The sequence below is a fragment of the Polaromonas sp. P4_H1 genome (assembly GCF_056400945.1).
In genome coordinates this window covers 12,559-29,904 of sequence record NZ_JBFUKG010000006.1, presented here as the reverse complement: position 1 = coordinate 29,904, position 17,346 = coordinate 12,559, and the positions used below count along the sequence as shown (strand labels likewise).

The window sequence follows — 17,346 nt, the reverse complement described above, 5'->3', positions numbered from 1 at the left end:
CGTCAGCGGCGGGGCTTTTTGCCCTGCTTCCGGCTGGCACTGCCGGCCGATTTTTTCACCGCAGCCTTGAGCGCCTGTATCGGCGATTCGGGTGTCCTGTCGGCGCCTCGGTCCGTGGCGTCTCGCCTTGCAGTCCCGCTACCCGTACCGCGGCCGCCGGAGCGCGCCTCGGAGCGTTTTCCTGCTCCCTTGCCTGCACGCACGCCCCCCGCCTTGCGCGAAGAAGTCCCCCGCTCCTGCGCCGGCAACTCCCCGGCATGGCCGCCGGTCTTGTCCTTCATGGCCCGGCCCAGCAACGCCTCGCCCTCATGCACCAGGCGGAAGTCGATCTTGCGGCCATCTAGGTCGACACGGCTGACCTGCACGCGTACCCGCGTGCCAATCGCGTAGCGGATGCCGGTGCGCTCGCCGCGCAGCTCCTGCCGTGCCTCGTCAAAGCGAAAGTATTCGCCGCCCAGCTCGGTGATGTGCACCAAGCCTTCGACATACATGGCGTCCAGCGTGACAAAGATGCCGAAACCCGTTGCCGCCGTCACCACACCACCAAACTCTTCGCCCAGGTGCTCGCGCATGTACTTGCACTTGAGCCAGGCTTCGACGTCGCGGCTGGCCTCGTCGGCACGCCGCTCATTGGCGCTGCAGTGCAGGCCGGCCGCCTGCCAGGCCAGCTGGTCGGCACTGATTTTTTTGGGCTTTTCCGACGGATCCTTGACACGGGAGGCCAGCCGCTTGGACAGCTTGGCCTCGGCCTCGCCCGGCGTGGGCAATACCGGCAACTGGTATTTGGACTTGGTCAGCGCTGCCTTGATCACGCGGTGCACCAGCAAGTCGGGATAACGACGGATGGGGCTGGTGAAGTGGGTATAGGCCTCATAGGCCAGGCCGAAGTGCCCGCTATTGATCGGCGTGTAAATGGCCTGCTGCATGGAGCGCAGCAGCATGGAGTGGATCTGCTGCGCATCGGGCCGGTCCTTGGTGGCGACGGCAATCTGCTGGAACTCGCCGGGGGTCGGCTCCTCGCCAATGGTCATGCCCACGCCCAGCGCCTTGAGGTAGTTGCGCAGCATCTCCTTCTTTTCAGGGGTCGGACCTTCATGCACGCGGTAAAGGCCCACATGCTTGCTTTGCTCGATGAAGTCGGCCGAACACACATTGGCCGCCAGCATGGCCTCTTCAATCAGGCGGTGCGCCACGTTGCGGGTGCGCGGCACGATCTTCTCGATGCGCCCTGCCTCGTCGCACACGATCTGCGTCTCGGTGGTCTCGAAATCGACGGCGCCGCGTGCACCGCGCTCCTTCAGAAGGGCCTGGTACACGTCGTGCAGATTCAGCAAGTGCGGAACCAGTGCCTTACGCTGCGCGGCTTCGGAACCGCGCGTGTTGGCCAGGATCGCTGCCACCTCGGTATAGGTAAGGCGACCATGGCTAAACATCACGGCCGGGTAAAACTGGTAGGCGTGAACCTCTCCCTTGGTGTTGATCAGCATGTCGCACACCATGCACAGGCGTTCGACGGTGGGGTTGAGCGAACACAGGCCATTCGACAGTTTTTCCGGCAGCATGGGAATCACGCGGCGCGGAAAATACACGCTGGTGGCCCGGTCATACGCATCAATGTCAATGGCGCTGCCGGTCTCCACGTAATGGCTCACGTCTGCAATCGCCACCAGCAGTCGCCAGCCCTTGCCACGCCCCACTTTGGCGGGCTCGCAGTAGACGGCATCGTCAAAGTCGCGGGCATCCTCCCCGTCAATGGTGACCAGGGGAATGTCGGTGAGATCTACCCGGTGTTTTTTATCCGCCGGACGCACCGCGTCGGGCAGGGTGCGCGCCAGGGCCAACGCTTCGTCGTTGAATTCATGCGGGACGCCGTATTTGCGCACGGCGATCTCGATTTCCATGCCTGGATCGTCAATTTCACCCAGCACTTCCACGACTCGCCCCACCGGTTGGCCAAACAGCGCAGGCGGCTCGGTCAGCTGCACCACCACGACCTGGCCGCTCTTGGCCGTGCCCGTCGCCCCCTTGGGAATCAGGATATCCTGGCCGTAGCGCTTGTCTTCGGGCGCTACCAGCCAGACACCGCTTTCCTGCAGCAAACGGCCAATGATGGGGTTGGGCGAGCGCTCGATGATTTCGGTGACGCGTCCTTCGGGCCGGTTTTTCCGGTCGTGCCGCACGATGCGTGCCTTGACGCGGTCCTTGTGCAGCACCGCGCGCATTTCGTTGGGCGGCAGGTAAATGTCCGGTTCGCCGTCGTCGCGCAGAACGAAACCATGGCCGTCGCGGTGGCCGGAAACCGTACCCTCGAATTCAGCGAGGAGCCCGGACGATGCGCCGGAATTTTGATGCGTTGTTTTGATAAGAAATCTCTTTTCGTGAAGCGTCACTGGCAACAGCCTACAGCCTAACAGGCGGCAGGCCGTGAAACCGGGTTATGGAAACCCGCGGACTTGAAGCTGGGTTGGCCACGTCTGAATCCATGTTTATGTTTGTATCAGATACTGGCCACGGTTAATAAAAAGCGGTGCCCTTAAATCGGGATATATCGCTGTTGCAGTGGGAGCTTTGCGACACCGGCATCATCCGCAGGATTTCATCGAGCTGGCTGGCAGTCTGCGGCCCTTGCAATTTGGAAGCGCCGAGAAAACACCGGATTTCCAGCTGAAATTGAAATATTTTCGGGGGTCAACCCGATAGGACGCCGATGTAATGGTACACTGCTTGCTGTGCCCGGGTGGCGGAATTGGTAGACGCGCACGGTTCAGGTCCGTGTATCGCAAGATGTGGAGATTCGAGTTCTCTCCCGGGCACCAAAATTACTCAACGTACGCAAGTACAGCCAAATCAAGGCCACTGTCACCAGTGGCCTTTTTTGCTTTTGGGCCGCTGCCCGCAATCGCGATTGTCTTCGTGATCGGGCCAATAAAAAGCGCCCGAATCCGAATTCATACGCTACTTTCGTCCGCCATATGGGCGCGCAAGCTGGTGCGCATGGGGCGGCTGAAAAACCGCCCCGCTGAAGCGGGAAATGAATCAGACCGGTATGGCCACCAGGTCGTGGCCCTGGGTTCCGACAATACGGGCCCGGGTGAACTCACCGACCTTGAGTGTCTTGCTGATTTTCTCGGGCGGCAGCAGTTTAACCACGCCATCAATCTCGGGCGCGTCCGCATACGAGCGGCCCGTGCCACCCTTGCGTCCCAAGGCCGGCGCTGAATCGACCAGCACCTGCATCGTGGCGCCGACGCGCTGCTGCAGCTTCAGGCTTGAAACCTCCTCAGCCACGGCCATGAAGCGCGCCCGCCGCTCTTCACGCACCTCCAGCGGCAGCATGCCGGGAATGTCATTGGCGGTAGCACCCTCCACGGCACTGTAGGCAAAACAGCCTGCTCGGTCGATGCGGGCCTCGCGCATGAATTCCAGCAGGTGCTCGAATTCGGCTTCGGTTTCACCCGGAAAGCCGGCAATAAAGGTGCTTCGGATCACAATTTCGGGGCATATCTCGCGCCAGCGCGCAATGCGTTCAAGGTTTTTTTCGCCGCTGGCTGGGCGTTTCATGCGCTTCAAAACATCGGGGTGGCTGTGCTGCAAAGGCACATCCAGGTAAGGCAGGACCTTGCCGGTGGCCATCAGCGGGAGTACTTCGTCTACGCTGGGGTAAGGGTAGACATAATGCAGGCGAACCCAGGCACCATAGGGCTCGGCAATATCGCCCAGCGCCTGGACCAGTTCCAGCATGCGGGTCTTGACCGGCTTGCCATCCCAGAAACCGGTGCGGTATTTCACATCCACGCCATAGGCGGAGGTGTCCTGGCTGATCACCAGCAATTCTTTCACGCCCCCTTCAAACAAGGCGCGTGCCTCGTTCAGCACATCACCGATGGGTCGCGACACCAGGTCGCCGCGCATGGAGGGAATGATGCAGAAGGTACAGCGGTGATTGCAGCCTTCACTGATCTTCAGGTAGGCATAGTGCTTCGGCGTGAGCTTGATGCCCGCAACGCCAAACGCATTGGGCACCAGATCCACAAACGGGTCATGCGGCTTGGGCAGGTTCAGGTGCACCGCATCCATGACCTCTTGCGTGGCGTGCGGGCCGGTCACAGCCAGCACGCTGGGATGCATCTGGCGCACCAGGTTGCCAGCCCCCTCGCCGCCCTTGGCACCCAGGCAACCCGTCACGATGACCTTGCCGTTTTCTGCCAGCGCCTCGCCGATGGTGTCCAGGCTCTCCTTGACGGCATCGTCAATGAAGCCGCAGGTGTTGACGATCACCAGGTCGGCGCCCTCAAAGGTCTTGGACGTCTGATAGCCCTCGGCACTCAATTGTGTGAGTATCAATTCGGAATCGGTCAGCGCCTTGGGGCAGCCCAGGCTGACAAACCCGACACGGGGGGCCGGTTTGGTGGAGATTGCTGTCATCGGGGAAAGTACTTCGCTCATGGCCTCTATTGTCTCAGAGCAGGCAGAGCCGGGAGCGGACAGGGCCGCGATGGCCCTGCATGCACATCAGGCAGAAAATTGAGTGTTCAGCGCTTCAGGCCAAAAGCCGACAGCATCTGTTCACTTTGCTTTTGCATTTGCTCCTGCATCTGCGTGAAAACATTTTTGGACTGCTCGACATAGGTGCCCAGCATGCCCTGCATCATGGGTGACTGCGCATTCAGGAACTGCGCCCACTTTTCAGGGCTCAGCCCCTTGGACTGCTCGGCCATCTTCACCTGCAGGTCCATGAAGCTCTGGACGTTTTTCTCCAGGTAGGCGCCCATGAAGCCCTGCATTGCATTGCCGTAAAAACGGATGATGTTGGCCAGCACGGCCTCGGTGAACATCGGCGCGCCACCGGTCTCTTCTTCCAGAATGATCTGCAGCAAAATGCTGCGCGTCAGGTCTTCATTGTTCTTGGCATCACGCACCACAAACGGCGCGCTGTCCATCACCAGTTGCCGCACTTCGGTCAGCGTGATGTAGGTCGAGGTTTCGGTGTCGTACAGCCGCCGGTTCGGGTACTTCTTGATCACCCGCGGTGCTGCAGCCTCGACAGGGGCGGCCTTGCCGCTTTTGGCGTCAGGAGCGCCCTCTTCCAGGGACGGGCCCTGCGAAGGCAGCACACCCGGTTTCGGGCTGGTGGATTTTCTTTTTTGCACTGAATACTCCTCTGAATGACGGCCTGCGTCAAAGCGACAGGGTTCGGTACATTCTAGGAAGTCCGGATATACACAATCCCCTTGGTTTACCCTGTGTAAATGGCCGCACCAACAGAGTGATGCAGTATTTCCGGGTCAACCTTTACGAAGGATTGGTAGGCGCGATTGGACTCGAACCAACGACCCCCACCATGTCAAGGTGGTGCTCTAACCAGCTGAGCTACGCGCCTAAGGACTGTTCGAAGCTCGTATTGTAGCAGAGAGAAATGTGGCCCCCACGTTCGCTCACTCACGTGTAGCTCTCTGCCCCCCGAGGGGGCGCTTTTTCCTTGGGGCGGCCCGGCGGGAAATTGTTGGCCCCCACGCTTGTCACTGCGTGTACTGCGCTGCCCCCCCGAGGGGGGCCGCTGCGCCTGCGGTCTGGCAAAGCCAGTCCCGCGGCCCCTGCTGGGATGAAGAGCCCCCATGTTCGCTTGCCGCGTTAGCTTCGACGCTAACTCAGCGCCTGCGGGCAGAGCGCACGCCCGCCACTTCTGCCACAAGGCCAAGCACCTGATTGAGGCGGCCCGACTGTGCCACCTCCACGGTGAATGTCATCCAGGCCGTGCCGCCGCGGTTGTCTTTGACCGACTGTGTCTGCACGCCGATCACATTCATTTTTTCCTTGGCAAACACCTCGGAAATATCACGCAACAGCCCTTGCCGGTCTGCAGCCTCCACGGCCACATCTACCGGGTAGACCGAACCATCCGGTGTTTTGGGTGAACTCCACTGCACTTCGATCACGCGGTCAGGACTTCCGCTGGCCATGTTGCGAAAATTGCTGCAGTCACTGCGATGAATGCTCACGCCCTTGCCCTTGGTGACGAAGCCCAGGATTTCGTCCGGCGGTGCGGGCTTGCAGCACTTGGCCAATTGGGTCAGCAGCGAATCAATACCGACCACCAGCACACTCCCCTTGCCGCCCTTGCCTGACTGGCTGGACTTGTCGGGCTGGCGTGCTTTTTTGGCCAGCAGGTAGTCATCCTGCGAAAGCACCGGCTCTGGTGGCCTGAGCATGTTCTCTATGGTGCGCAGCGACAACTCGTCCTTGCCCACCACCTCAAACAAATCGTCCGCCGTCTTGAACCCCAGCTGCAAGGCGAGGTCGTCCAGCTTCATGGCGGTCTTGCCCTCTCGCTGGAGCAGTTTTTCAACCGCCTCCCGGCCTTTGGCCACGGTTTGCTCCATGGCCAGCGCGTTGAACCACGCACGCACTTTCGACTTGGCCCGGTGACTGGCCAGAAAGCCCAGTTCGGGATTCAGCCAGTCGCGCGAGGGGCCGCCTTCCTTGGCGGTGACCACCTCCACCGTCTGGCCGTTTTGCAGCGGTGTGTTGAGCGGCACCATGGCACCATCAATGCGCGCGCCGCGGCAGCGGTGCCCCAGGCTGGTGTGCACGCTGTAGGCAAAGTCCACCGCTGTCGCGCCCTGAGGCAACTCCACAATGGCGGCGTCGGGGGTGAGCACGTAAATGCGGTCTTCGAAGAGGCCTTGCTTGGCCTCCCGCGCCCGCTGGGCCGCCGGTCCCGACAGGTCGCGCTCCCAAGCCAGCAGCTGGCGCAATACGGCAATCTTGGCGTCGTACTCGCTGCTGGCCGATACGCCGCTGTAGCCCTTGGTGCCGGCCTCCTTGTAGGCCCAGTGCGCAGCCACGCCATGCTCGGCATGGTCGTGCATGGCCTGGGTGCGTATCTGGATTTCGACCGCCCGGCCGGCGTCGTCTCGCACCACGGTGTGCAGGGACTGGTAGCCGTTGGATTTGGGCTTGGCGATGTAATCGTCAAATTCACCCCCAATGGGCGTGAAGCGCGAATGCACAAAACCCAGCGCCGCATAGCAGCCGTTGATATCCGCCGCAATCACCCGCAAGGCACGGATGTCAAACACCTGATCAAAACCGAGCGACTTGCCACGCATCTTCTTGACAATGCTGTAGATGTGCTTGGGCCGCCCTTGCACCAGCGCCGCAATGCCGTTCTGGTTCAGCTCGCGCTCAAGCTGCGCGCGCAAGGTCTCCATGAACCCTTCGCGTTCAACGCGTTTTTCATCGAGCAGCCGCGCCGTGTGTTTGTAGGTCTCAGGCTCCAGGAAGCGGAAAGCCAGGTCTTCCATTTCCCATTTGATCTGCCAGATGCCCAGGCGGTTGGCCAGCGGCGCAAACACGTGCAGCGACTCATGGGCCAGCGCGGGCGGGGCCGCCTGCCGGGTTGCCGCGTAATGGCGCAAGGTCTGCAGGCGCGAAGCCAGCCGCAGCATGACCACCCGCAGATCACGCGAAAACGCCAGCAGCATCTTGCGCACATTCTCCGTTTGAGCCGCCGGGTCGTCCAGGAGCTGCGCCTTGGCATCCGCCGTGCGGGCCTGCCGCTGCACATGAACCAGCTTGGTCGTTTCTATCGCCAGTGCGGCATAGTTGGCACCGAATGCCTTGGCAATCACTTCCTGCGGCTTGGTCAGATGCTGGCAGGCATGCACGAGGTAGGTGGCCGCCTGCATGGCTTCCGAGCCGCCAATGCCCTTCAGGATGGCCGCCACCGCATCAGCGTGCGCCAGGATGTTCTCGCCGGTGTCCAGCGTCTCGCTGGCAATCAGCGGCTCGGCAAATGCACGCGCGCGCGCCAGCGCATTCGGCTGGTCGGGCAGGCTGTCGGCCGTGGCCGTGACGATGGAGGCGTTGGGCCCTTGGGGGGCCGTGGGGCCATCCGGCCCCAGCACATTGCTTTTCATGAAAACTCTATCAAATGGTTGCCCGGGACTCATCCCGCATGATCGCGGTATCAGCCAAGCAGAAAATCCGTTACCACCGCGACCTGATCGTCCGCGACCAACGTGGGGACATGTCCGATACCTTCAAACTCCACCAAACGGGCACGGGGACCGCGCTGCGTCATGGCATGCGCCGTTTCTGAGCTCAGAAGATCGGACAGCGCACCGCGTATCAGCAGCGTCCGGGCAGAAATATTGTCGTAAAGCTTCCAGAGCATGGTTTCACCCTGGAGCGTGGAAGCCTCGGTAGCCAGTTTGAACGGCACCGCAATCGCCGGGTCGTAATGCAGCCGCCACTTGCTGTCAGCAGACTGCGACACCGGTTTGACCATGTGGCGCGATAACGCCAGCCACTGCTCGGGGGTATGCGGGCCAAAGCTGGAGGAAACGGCCCGCATCGCGTCGGCCGCCTCCTGTACCGAGCCGAAATGCCCCGCCTGGCCCAGGTAGGTGCCAATCCGCACAATCGCATTCCACTCAATGGCGGGACCGACATCATTGAGTACCAGGCACCGCACCGGAACAGGCAAGGGCAGACCCGGCTGGCCGCACACCCCGATGCCGATCAGCCCGCCCATGCTGGAGCCTACCCAATCCAGCGTCGTGATGGGCGCACGGGCGTGCAAATGGGCCAGTAGCACCAGCATGTCAGCCGCATAAGCCGGCAACTGGTAGCCCATGGGATCTTTCAGCCAGTCGCTTTCACCGCGTCCGACCACATCGGGGCAGACCACACGAAGGCCGCCGGATCCTGGCGCAGCCTGCTCGGCTTGCCGGCAAAGCGCCTGCGCCAGCACGTCAAAGTCACGCCCCTGACGCGAGAGGCCGTGCACACACACCACCACATGCCCGCTATCAGGCCGGCCCCACTGCCAATAGGCCATGCGATGGCCTCCAGAGGCATCCGGACAAGTTACATGGTTCAGGCTGGGTTCAGTCATGGTGCAGGCGGTCCGCTTCAGTGTTGTTGGTAGTTGGATACAGGGGCTGGATTTGAAAGGCTCGATAATTGCTTGAGAATTTTTGGGACACGCTGCCTGCAGGCGCCGTTTAAATCTCATGCCAACCATCGTAAATCATCCGGAGAAACACCATGCTCAAAGGTAAAACAGCTCTCGTCACCGGCTCTACCAGCGGCATTGGCCTGGGCATTGCAAAATCCCTGGCCGTACAGGGCGCCAACATCGTCCTCAATGGGTTTGGCGATGTGGACGGCCCCAAGGCGGAGATCGAGGCGCTGGGCGTCAAGGTGGCCTACCACGGTGCCGACATGAGCAAGCCCGCCGACATTGAAGACATGATGAAGTTTGCCGCCTCCCAGTTCGGCCAGGTCGACATTCTCGTCAACAACGCGGGCATCCAGCATGTGGCCCGGGTAGAGAATTTCCCGGTTGAAAGATGGGACGCGGTCATCGCGATCAACCTGAGCAGCGCCTTTCATGCCACACGCCTGGCACTGCCCGCCATGCAGGCCGCCGACAATGGCAAGGGCTGGGGCCGCATCATCAATGTCGCTTCGGTGCATGGCCTCGTCGGCTCCGCGGAAAAATCGGCCTACGTGGCGGCCAAGCACGGCATTGTCGGGCTGACCAAAGTCACCGCGCTTGAAAACGCCACCAGCGGCGTGACCTGCAACGCCATCTGCCCCGGTTGGGTGCTGACGCCCCTGGTACAAAAACAGGTGGACGCCAGGGCCGCAGCAGGAAGCCTCTCCATCGAGGCGGCCACCCAGCAACTGCTGGGTGAAAAAGAGCCTTCCCTGCAATTCACCACGCCTGAAGAGCTGGGCGCGCTGGCGGTGTTCTTCTGTTCTCCGGCGGGCAACAATGTGCGTGGCGTTGCCTGGAACATGGACGGCGGCTGGGCGGCGCAGTGATCTGAAAATCGCAGCGCCCTGCTATACAACACACAACACACCGCCGGTGCAGCAAGCTCTATAGCAATCTGCTGACGTAGTTGCCAATCGCCAGTGAGCTGGTGAGGCCCGGTGACTCAATGCCGAACAGGTTCACCAGCCCGGGTACGCCATGCACGTCGGGGCCCTGAATCAGAAAGTCCCTGGCCGGTTCGTCCGGTGCCTGGATTTTGGGGCGAATGCCGGCGTAGCCCGGTATCAGGGCGCCCTCCTGGAGCGCCGGCCAGTACTTGCGCACCTCCGCATAAAACGCCTCCCCGCGTGCCGGGTCCACCACCAGGTCATCGGGCGCGTTGACCCATTGCACATCCGGCCCGAATTTGGCCTGCCCGCCCAGGTCGATCGTCAGGTGCACACCCAGGCCCGCAGCTTCCGGTACCGGATAGATCAACCGGCTGAACGGTGAGCGCCCCGACAGCGTGAAGTAATTGCCTTTGGCGTAATGGCTGGGCGGCACATGTTTGCCGGCCAACCCGGCAAACTTCCGGGCGAGAGATTGCGCATGCAGGCCCGCCGCATTGACCACGGTTTTAGCCTGCAGTTCCGTGCCGTCTTCCGCTATCAAAATAATAGCCCCCTGCGCACATTCCGCCCGAGCCAGGGGCGAGTTCAGGACCACAAGGCCGCCGGCGTTCTCCAGATCGCCCTGCAGCGCCAGCATCAGCCCGTGGCTGTCCACAATGCCGGTGCTGGGCGAATGCACCGCCGCCACGCACACCAGTTGCGGCTCCAGCGCCCTCGCCTCTTCGCGTGTGAGCAGTGCCAGGTCGTGCACGCCATTGGCCGCCGCCTTGGCGATGATGCCTTGCAGTTGCGCCACCTGTGCATCGCTGGTCGCCACAATCAGTTTGCCGCAGCGGCTGTGGCCAATGCCCCGTTCGGCGCAATAGGCGTAAAGCAGTTCCTTGCCCTCCACGCACAGCCGGGCCTTGAGCGAGCCTTGCGGGTAGTAGATGCCGGCATGAATCACTTCGCTGTTGCGCGAGCTGGTGCCGGTGCCAATCGCATCCGCCGCCTCCAGCACCATCACTTCCCTTCCTTGCAACGCCAGCGCGCGCGCCACCGCCAGGCCCACCACGCCCGCACCTATCACCACGCAATCGATCTGGTCCATTCAGGTGCCCTCAAAGCCTTCAATCACGTTCACCGCATTGGTGCCCAGCGCGGCGGCAGCATAACCGCCCTCCAGCACAAACACCGTCGGCAGGCCAAGCCTGCCCAGGCGCTCGCCCAGGCGGCTGAAGTCACCGGCCTGAAGGGCGAATTTGGAGATCGGGTCTTCGCAGAAAGTGTCCAGCCCCAGCGAAACCACCAGCGCGTCCGCCCCAAAAGCCGCGATGCGAAGGCAGGCGTGCTCCAGCGCGTCAAACCAGCGCGCCGCCGTGCATCCCGCAGGCAGTGGCAGGTTCAGGTTGAACCCGGCGCCCTCGCCAACGCCGGTCTCATCGGCGTGGCCCAGGTAGAACGGGTATTCGGTCAACGGATCACCGTGCAAACTGATAAACAGCACATCGGCACGGTCGTAAAAAATGCTTTGCGTGCCGTTGCCGTGGTGGTAGTCCACGTCGAGCACGGCCACCCGCGCCGCGCCGCCATCGCGCAGCGCCTGGGCAGCCACCGCCGCGTTGTTCAAAAAACAATAGCCACCCATGAAATCCGGCCCGGCGTGGTGGCCGGGTGGGCGGCTGCAGCAAAACACGGCCCGTTCACCGCTATTTCCACCCGCCAGCAAAGCGGCCCCGCTGGCGGCGGCATCCGCGCCGGCCTTGGCGGCGATCCAGGTGCCTGCGGCGAGCGGCGAGCCGTTGTCCATCGAATACAGGCCCAGCCGGGCGATGAAATTCACGGGCTCCACATCGCTGCGCAGGGTTCGCACTGGCCAGACGGAAGGAAAGGGCTGGCGCTGGTCATTGCCGGCTTCCTGCGCGGCCCAGTCCCGCCATGCATATTCCAGAAACGCCAGGTAGCGCGGCGCATGCACCCTGGCCAACACCGTGCGGCTGTCCATCTGCGCAGTGCGCAATGTATGGCCGCGGGATGCGAGGCTGGCTTTGACATACTCGGCGCGTGCCGGGGTCTCAAAGCACGGCACACGTTCTCCCCGGAAAAATTCGAATTCAGGGGCGTGAGCCTGGTGGTGCTCGTTAAAGAAGGTAATCATGTCGGCCGGGCAGTTGAATGCATTCGCCACGCGGTATCAGATACACGGTACCCGGTACTGCACCAGCATTTGTTTGCAGGGGGACCATCAAAGCAGGCGCGGATCGGTTTGCAGCAGAAGATTGACCAGCGAGCGCAGATGCGCTTTCAGCGCCTCGAACCCCTGCGTGATCTCAAGCGTCGCCTCGTCCATGTAGAGCTTGCGGTTGATTTCCAGCTGGATGCTGTGCCGGTGTTGCGCGGGGTTGCTGTAGCGGCGCACCAGTTCCACACCTTTGTACGGGTGGTTGTAAGCCACCGTGTAGCCGAGTTCACGCAGGTGCTGGCAAATCAGCCCGGACAAGGCCTCATGGGCCGTGCTGCCGTCGCGGTCGCCGACCACAAAGTCCGCGTGCTTCTCGCCCGGAAAGTCGGTGGATTGGCTCGAAGCAATGGCGGGCATGGAATGGCAATTGATGTGGATGCTGTAGCCGTGCTGCTGGTGAGCCGCATCAATGGCTTGCGCGACCGCCGTGTGGTAGGGTGTCCAGCACTGCTCGATGCGCGCCTGCACTTCAGCCACTGCGAGCTTTCGTCCATAAATAGGCACACCGTCATCCGTGGTGCGCCAGATCAGCCCTTTGCCCAGGCGGACCTTGGACAGTATTTTCGGATCGGTTTCCACCGGACCCGGCCAGGGCGCATCAAACAGCGTCACATCCACTTCGGTGGTATTGCGGTTGACGTCAAGGTAGCTGCGCGGAAAGTGGGCCTCGATCCAGTGCACGCCCAGGGCGGGCGCAAAGTCATACAGCTTTTCGACATGCGTGTCTTCGGCCTGCCGCAGTGTCTGCATCTCGCATGCAGGCAGGAAATCCGGCGGATAAGCAGTGCCGCTGTGGGGAGAATCGAGTATCAGGGCGCTGCTTCCCGGCAAGTGAGTGATGAACTGCATTGCCCAACTTTAGCAGCAGCCTTTGCGGCATGGCGCATCAACCCTTTTCAGCAAATCACATGGCCGGGCTGGATAAAGCACCGCCCGGCCCCGCCAGACGCAATGCCCTTCCAAAATTGCCGTTTGTCCTACAAAAATTCGCTTTTTATGCCCACAGGCGCGACACAAATGTTTGCCTAAATTTTTAGCTGGTATTTCATAACAAACAGCCTCCCGCCCGGAGGTTGTCATCAATCCATCCACTCAAGGAAAAAGGAAGCACCATGCAATCATTGACCCGAATGTTTTCAGGCACCGTACTGGCTGTTGCCGCATTGGCAGCCGCCACAGGTGCTCAGGCACAAAGCAGTTCGAGCAGCAATTACTCCTTTTACTCACCCGGTGCCGGTTACGTCGGATTCAACGCCGGGCGATCTGACTTCTCGCTGAGCAATGGCGCAGGCATTTTTCCCTCAGACAAGCACGACACCGCCTACAACATTTACGCCGGAAGCTACTTCAGCAGCAATTTTGGTCTGGAATTGGGTTACACCGACTTCGGTAACGTCAGCCGTGCCGGCGGCAATACCAAGGCCAAAGGCGTCAACCTGAGCCTGGTGGGCAAGTTCCCGCTGAGCAACGCCTTCAACCTGCTGGGCAAGCTCGGGACAACGTATGGCCGCACCAGCGTTTCCGCCGCACCCGCTTCGGGCATTGCCTCGGGCAGCGAGAAAGGCTTTGGCGTGTCATACGGCATTGGAGCGGAATATGCCTTCAACCCCAACTGGTCGGCGGTACTGCAATATGACGAGCACAAGCTGAAGTTCGCCGGTGGGGACCGCGACCGCATCAGCGCCACCACCGTCGGTTTGCGCTACCGCTTCTAAGCTACCGGCGGGTTCTCCCGCCCTTTCACTCCAAGCCTGCAGGCCACACAAGGTTTGCAGGCTTTTTCATGAGCGGCCGCCTGTTCCTGTCACTTCTGTTCCGGTTATTTCCTGGACAAGGCCTTTACAGGCGGTGCCAGCGGCGCCAGCATCTCCTGCAGCAGCCAGGTCCCGGCGCGCGCCAACGGTCGTTGCCGCGACCAGACGGCATCAACCGGCACCCGCTGCGGCCAACCCCGTGCGTCCAGTTCGACCAGGCTACCCAAGGCAAAACGGGTCACCATCCAGCGCGGAATGGCCGCCCAGCCGAAACCCAGCACGGCCATCTCCAGCAGCATGAGATAGCTGGGCGCCGACCAGGCCCGACGTGCCGAGGACATCGTCTGGGTAGCCTGCTCCAGGTAGGTGTCCAGCCTCAGCTGCCGGTAATTGGCCAGCACCTCCGGCGTGATGTCCTTCAGGCTGGCCAAAGGGTGGTTTGTGGCCACAAACAGCGTGATCTCCGACTGCTCGGCGAGCGTGGCCGCGCCAATATCCGGCGGGTAAACGTTTTGCGCGGCGACCACGCCAATCTGTGCCCGCCCGGTTTGCACCAGCGAGACCAGGTCACCGTGCTCGGCAATCAGGCACTCGAACTCCAGATCGGGAAAGCGCCGCTCGAAAGCCATGAGCATGTCCTCAAAACGGTCAGACTGGTAGGTGTCTGACCACACCACGCTGAGCCTGGCTTCGAGCCCTCCCCCCAACTCGCTCGCGGCACGGTCCAGCCGGTCGCTGGCGGCAAGAATCTCCCGGACCTTGCCCAGTACCACGCGCCCCCCTTCTGTCAAGGTGGGCTTGCGGCTGCTTCGGTCAAAGAGTGCGAGGCCCAGGTCGATTTCCAGGTTCGCAATGGCGCTGCTGACTGTCGACTGGCTCTTGCCAAGCTTGCGGGCCGCCGCAGAAAACGAGCCCAAGGTGGCCGCCTCGGCAAAAGCCGTCAGGGCTTCGGGGGAATGACGCATCAGCCTGTCTCCTCACTCCATCACATCAATGATCAATTCCATTTATTAATCCACCTATTAATCCATCTATTTTCTAGATGGTTATTGATTTAAATATATCCAAAATATCGATGAAAATCCTTCTGCAAATCATCTTTAAGACAAAAAAACAAAAGCAAAAAAGTAGCCATCGAAACGCACCATGAATCACCAAAAATCAGTCAAGGAACGTTTTTTCCACGCCCTCGGGTTCGAAGTGGTGGCGATCGCCATCTGCGCGCCATTGGGCACCTGGCTGCTCGGCTATTCGCTGGCCCACATGGGTTTGCTGACGCTGATGATCTCGCTGATTGCAATGGCCTGGAACATGGCGTTCAATGCGCTATTTGATCGGGCACAGCGCCGCCTGGGCTTTCGGCGCACCCTGTTGGCCCGCGCCGTTCATTCCGTGCTGTTTGAAATCGGCCTGATCCTGGCGGTCGTGCCGCTGGCCGCCTGGTGGCTGGACATCGGCCTGTGGGCAGCATTTGTGCTGGACATTGGCATCGTGCTGTTTTTCCTGCCCTACACCTTTGCCTTCAACTGGATTTACGATCACCTGCGTGCAGTGGTGATTGCACGTAAAAACCGCCTGTCAGCGGCCTGAGGAATTTCCCCGAAAGGGGCATGGTGCATGGTATGCGGGGAACCCGCTACTTCATCTGGACTGATCCACTCACGCTCACCAGTACCGTGCTCTTGCCGGCCTCCACAGGAACGGCCGCTTCCGCCATATCGCCCTTGGCCTGCATGGCCATCATGCGCGGACGGGGGGGATAGCCCTGGTCGTTGGCAGTGATGGCCACCTCGCGCAGCGTGTAGCTGTTAAAGCCGAAGCTTTTCGATACCTCGCCGGCTTTGGCCTTGAAGCGCTCGATCGCCAGCGCCTGGGCTTCACCTTCGACTCTGGCACGCTGCTCACGACTCAAGGCGAAGCTGACGTTCGCCAGCGTCAGGGTCTGTATCTTGCCAGCCGTGCTGGTAATGCGTGAAAAATCCCGCCCTTCAAGCACCAATTCAGTGGAACCCTGCCAGCCATTGATCTTGCCGTCCTTGCCGTAGCGCGGGTACAGGCTGAAATTGCCGGTCCGCACATCCATCTGGCCGGGGGCAGCGGCCTGCCGGGCCTGGGCCAGCGCGGTATCAAGCGCCTGCTTGAGCTGGGTTTGCACCGCGCCTGCATCGGTTCCGCCTACCGTGGTGCTCATTGAAATTGACAGCAGATCCTGCTGTACCTCTACCGACCCGCTGGCCGACAACTGAGCCACATTTTGCAGGGGCTCCCGCGGCGTGGTTTGGGCCAAAACGCCTGCAGCGCCTGCCATGAGCAGGCAAGCAGCTATCCATTTTTGAGTACGCATCAAGTGATTACCTTTCGGGCAGTGAAGAAACAGTGAATAGTGGAAATCAGGTCTACAGAAACTGCGCAATTCCAGGCCCAGGCGACCACCCACCGTGAAGGTGCCCGGGCTCACACGCACCGGTCATTGGCAAGCCTGAAGCGAAACCGGAGCGAACACCGGTCCGGCCATATCGCAGTTACGGCGTGGCAGCGTTGAAGTTCGCTTTTGGTCACCTTTGATCACATCCGTGAGATTGAACGACATACCCATCCGCTCTATGTGCCCCTTGCATTTCGCCGCAACTTTTGTAACAGTGTGTCAAAGGAAGTGAAAAAAGAGACATCGGACGTTTTCAGCCTTCAAAATGGCTCTGTTACAAATACCGGATGACTATGACCCAAGCTCAACCCACTGCCCGTGCCGACAAGATTCTCATCCTTGACGACGACGCCCGCATTCGCGACCTGTTGCGCCGCTACCTGGCCCAAGAGGGCTTTGAAGTCATTCTTGCCGAAGACAGCAAGGCCCTGAACCGCATCATGCTGCGCGACGCTGTCGACCTGATTGTGCTGGACTTGATGATGCCCGGTGAAGACGGTCTCTCCATTTGCCGCCGCCTGCGCGCCGCCAACGACCGCACGCCCATCATCATGCTGACCGCCAAAGGTGAAGATGTGGACCGCATCGTCGGCCTGGAAGTTGGCGCCGACGACTACCTGGCCAAACCCTTCAACCCACGAGAGCTGCTGGCCCGCATCCACGCGGTGCTGCGCCGCCGGCCCACGGCCGAAGTGCCGGGTGCGCCGTCCAGCGACCAGGAAGTGATTACCTTTGGACCGTTTTCGTTCGATATGGGCCTGCGGACCCTGCATAAAAACGGCGAAGAACTACCGCTGACCACTGGCGAATTCGCCATGCTGAAAACCCTGGTGCGCCATCCACGCCAACCGCTTTCCCGGGAAAAGCTGGCGCAACTGGCGCGCGGCCGCGAGTTCGAACCTTTCGACCGCAGCCTGGACGTGCAGGTCTCGCGCCTGCGCAAGCTGATCGAGGTGGACGCAGCCGTTCCCCGCTACATACAGACGGTCTGGGGTATCGGCTACGTTTTTGTACCGGATGGAACCAACTGATACGCCAGGTCTCACCCA

General features: G+C 61.1%; 14 protein-coding genes and 2 tRNA genes. 5 read left to right on the top strand and 11 right to left on the bottom strand.

The annotated features are described in order from the left end of the window. Positions 1-2: 2 nt before the first annotated feature. Positions 3-2,363, bottom strand: coding sequence for a ribonuclease R (gene rnr, locus AC1DS5_RS09630; protein WP_477718213.1), 2,361 nt, complete (start codon positions 2,361-2,363; stop codon positions 3-5). A 368-nt stretch (positions 2,364-2,731) separates the two neighbouring features. Between rnr and AC1DS5_RS09625 the strand changes: the two genes are divergently transcribed. After that, positions 2,732-2,816: transfer RNA gene (locus AC1DS5_RS09625), tRNA-Leu, on the top strand. Positions 2,817-3,036: 220 nt separating this feature from the next. On the opposite strand, the gene rimO is transcribed toward AC1DS5_RS09625, so the two are convergent. The 5 genes from rimO to AC1DS5_RS09600 all read right to left on the bottom strand — a co-directional run bounded on the left by rimO (position 3,037) and on the right by AC1DS5_RS09600 (position 8,899). Next, positions 3,037-4,446, bottom strand: a complete 1,410-nt coding sequence (gene rimO, locus AC1DS5_RS09620; protein ID WP_477718028.1) for a 30S ribosomal protein S12 methylthiotransferase RimO — start codon at positions 4,444-4,446, stop codon at positions 3,037-3,039. A gap of 86 nt (positions 4,447-4,532) precedes the next feature. Then, a complete protein-coding gene (gene phaR / locus AC1DS5_RS09615) occupies positions 4,533-5,090 on the bottom strand; it encodes a polyhydroxyalkanoate synthesis repressor PhaR (protein WP_477718212.1) in 558 nt (185 codons plus the stop codon). Positions 5,091-5,303: 213 nt separating this feature from the next. Continuing rightward, positions 5,304-5,380, bottom strand: a tRNA-Val gene (locus tag AC1DS5_RS09610). A 268-nt stretch (positions 5,381-5,648) separates the two neighbouring features. Beyond that, a complete protein-coding gene (locus AC1DS5_RS09605) occupies positions 5,649-7,919 on the bottom strand; it encodes a RelA/SpoT family protein (protein ID WP_477718027.1) in 2,271 nt (756 codons plus the stop codon). Between the two features lie 50 nt (positions 7,920-7,969). Continuing rightward, the gene (locus AC1DS5_RS09600) at positions 7,970-8,899 is read right to left on the bottom strand and encodes an alpha/beta fold hydrolase (protein WP_477718026.1); all 930 of its coding nucleotides are present in this window, start codon (positions 8,897-8,899) and stop codon (positions 7,970-7,972) included. 152 nt (positions 8,900-9,051) lie between these two features. On the opposite strand from AC1DS5_RS09600, the gene AC1DS5_RS09595 reads away from it, so the two are divergent. Next, positions 9,052-9,834: a 3-hydroxybutyrate dehydrogenase gene (locus tag AC1DS5_RS09595; protein WP_477718025.1), complete on the top strand. Its 783-nt coding sequence runs from the start codon at positions 9,052-9,054 to the stop codon at positions 9,832-9,834. Positions 9,835-9,892: 58 nt separating this feature from the next. On the opposite strand, the gene AC1DS5_RS09590 is transcribed toward AC1DS5_RS09595, so the two are convergent. The 3 genes from AC1DS5_RS09590 to AC1DS5_RS09580 all read right to left on the bottom strand — a co-directional run bounded on the left by AC1DS5_RS09590 (position 9,893) and on the right by AC1DS5_RS09580 (position 12,967). Further along, positions 9,893-10,987 (bottom strand): NAD(P)/FAD-dependent oxidoreductase, encoded by a 1,095-nt coding sequence (locus tag AC1DS5_RS09590; protein ID WP_477718024.1) that lies wholly within the window; start codon positions 10,985-10,987, stop codon positions 9,893-9,895. Next, entirely contained in the window at positions 10,988-12,034 is a 1,047-nt protein-coding gene (locus AC1DS5_RS09585; protein ID WP_477718211.1) for a histone deacetylase family protein, read from the bottom strand. Between the two features lie 87 nt (positions 12,035-12,121). Further along, the gene (locus AC1DS5_RS09580) at positions 12,122-12,967 is read right to left on the bottom strand and encodes an N-formylglutamate amidohydrolase (protein WP_477718023.1); all 846 of its coding nucleotides are present in this window, start codon (positions 12,965-12,967) and stop codon (positions 12,122-12,124) included. 263 nt (positions 12,968-13,230) lie between these two features. Here AC1DS5_RS09580 and AC1DS5_RS09575 point away from each other — a divergent pair, with 263 nt between their 5' ends. Then, positions 13,231-13,833, top strand: coding sequence for an outer membrane beta-barrel protein (locus AC1DS5_RS09575; protein ID WP_477718022.1), 603 nt, complete (start codon positions 13,231-13,233; stop codon positions 13,831-13,833). Between the two features lie 104 nt (positions 13,834-13,937). Here AC1DS5_RS09575 and AC1DS5_RS09570 read toward each other — a convergent pair whose 3' ends face one another. Then, complete coding sequence (locus AC1DS5_RS09570; RefSeq protein ID WP_477718021.1) at positions 13,938-14,837, bottom strand: LysR family transcriptional regulator; 900 nt, start codon at positions 14,835-14,837, stop codon at positions 13,938-13,940. Between the two features lie 181 nt (positions 14,838-15,018). Here AC1DS5_RS09570 and AC1DS5_RS09565 point away from each other — a divergent pair, with 181 nt between their 5' ends. Next, the gene (locus AC1DS5_RS09565; RefSeq protein WP_477718020.1) at positions 15,019-15,462 is read left to right on the top strand and encodes a multidrug/biocide efflux PACE transporter; all 444 of its coding nucleotides are present in this window, start codon (positions 15,019-15,021) and stop codon (positions 15,460-15,462) included. A 46-nt stretch (positions 15,463-15,508) separates the two neighbouring features. Here AC1DS5_RS09565 and AC1DS5_RS09560 read toward each other — a convergent pair whose 3' ends face one another. Next, positions 15,509-16,216, bottom strand: coding sequence for an SIMPL domain-containing protein (locus AC1DS5_RS09560; RefSeq protein ID WP_477718019.1), 708 nt, complete (start codon positions 16,214-16,216; stop codon positions 15,509-15,511). Between the two features lie 374 nt (positions 16,217-16,590). Between AC1DS5_RS09560 and ompR the strand changes: the two genes are divergently transcribed. Next, positions 16,591-17,328, top strand: coding sequence for an osmolarity response regulator transcription factor OmpR (gene ompR, locus AC1DS5_RS09555; protein ID WP_011483627.1), 738 nt, complete (start codon positions 16,591-16,593; stop codon positions 17,326-17,328). Positions 17,329-17,346 lie beyond the last annotated feature (18 nt).

Bases quoted from the DNA above. Each gene is read 5' to 3' on its own strand.
- rimO (WP_477718028.1), bottom strand. From the start codon at position 4,446: ATGAGCGAAGTACTTTCCCCGATGACAGCAATCTCCACCAAACCGGCC.
- AC1DS5_RS09605 (WP_477718027.1), bottom strand. From the start codon at position 7,919: ATGAAAAGCAATGTGCTGGGGCCGGATGGCCCCACGGCCCCCCAAGGG.
- AC1DS5_RS09600 (WP_477718026.1), bottom strand. From the start codon at position 8,899: ATGACTGAACCCAGCCTGAACCATGTAACTTGTCCGGATGCCTCTGGA.
- AC1DS5_RS09595 (WP_477718025.1), top strand. From the start codon at position 9,052: ATGCTCAAAGGTAAAACAGCTCTCGTCACCGGCTCTACCAGCGGCATT.
- AC1DS5_RS09590 (WP_477718024.1), bottom strand. From the start codon at position 10,987: ATGGACCAGATCGATTGCGTGGTGATAGGTGCGGGCGTGGTGGGCCTG.
- AC1DS5_RS09585 (WP_477718211.1), bottom strand. From the start codon at position 12,034: ATGATTACCTTCTTTAACGAGCACCACCAGGCTCACGCCCCTGAATTC.
- AC1DS5_RS09580 (WP_477718023.1), bottom strand. From the start codon at position 12,967: ATGCAGTTCATCACTCACTTGCCGGGAAGCAGCGCCCTGATACTCGAT.
- AC1DS5_RS09575 (WP_477718022.1), top strand. From the start codon at position 13,231: ATGCAATCATTGACCCGAATGTTTTCAGGCACCGTACTGGCTGTTGCC.
- AC1DS5_RS09570 (WP_477718021.1), bottom strand. From the start codon at position 14,837: ATGCGTCATTCCCCCGAAGCCCTGACGGCTTTTGCCGAGGCGGCCACC.
- AC1DS5_RS09565 (WP_477718020.1), top strand. From the start codon at position 15,019: ATGAATCACCAAAAATCAGTCAAGGAACGTTTTTTCCACGCCCTCGGG.
- AC1DS5_RS09560 (WP_477718019.1), bottom strand. From the start codon at position 16,216: ATGCGTACTCAAAAATGGATAGCTGCTTGCCTGCTCATGGCAGGCGCT.
- ompR (WP_011483627.1), top strand. From the start codon at position 16,591: ATGACCCAAGCTCAACCCACTGCCCGTGCCGACAAGATTCTCATCCTT.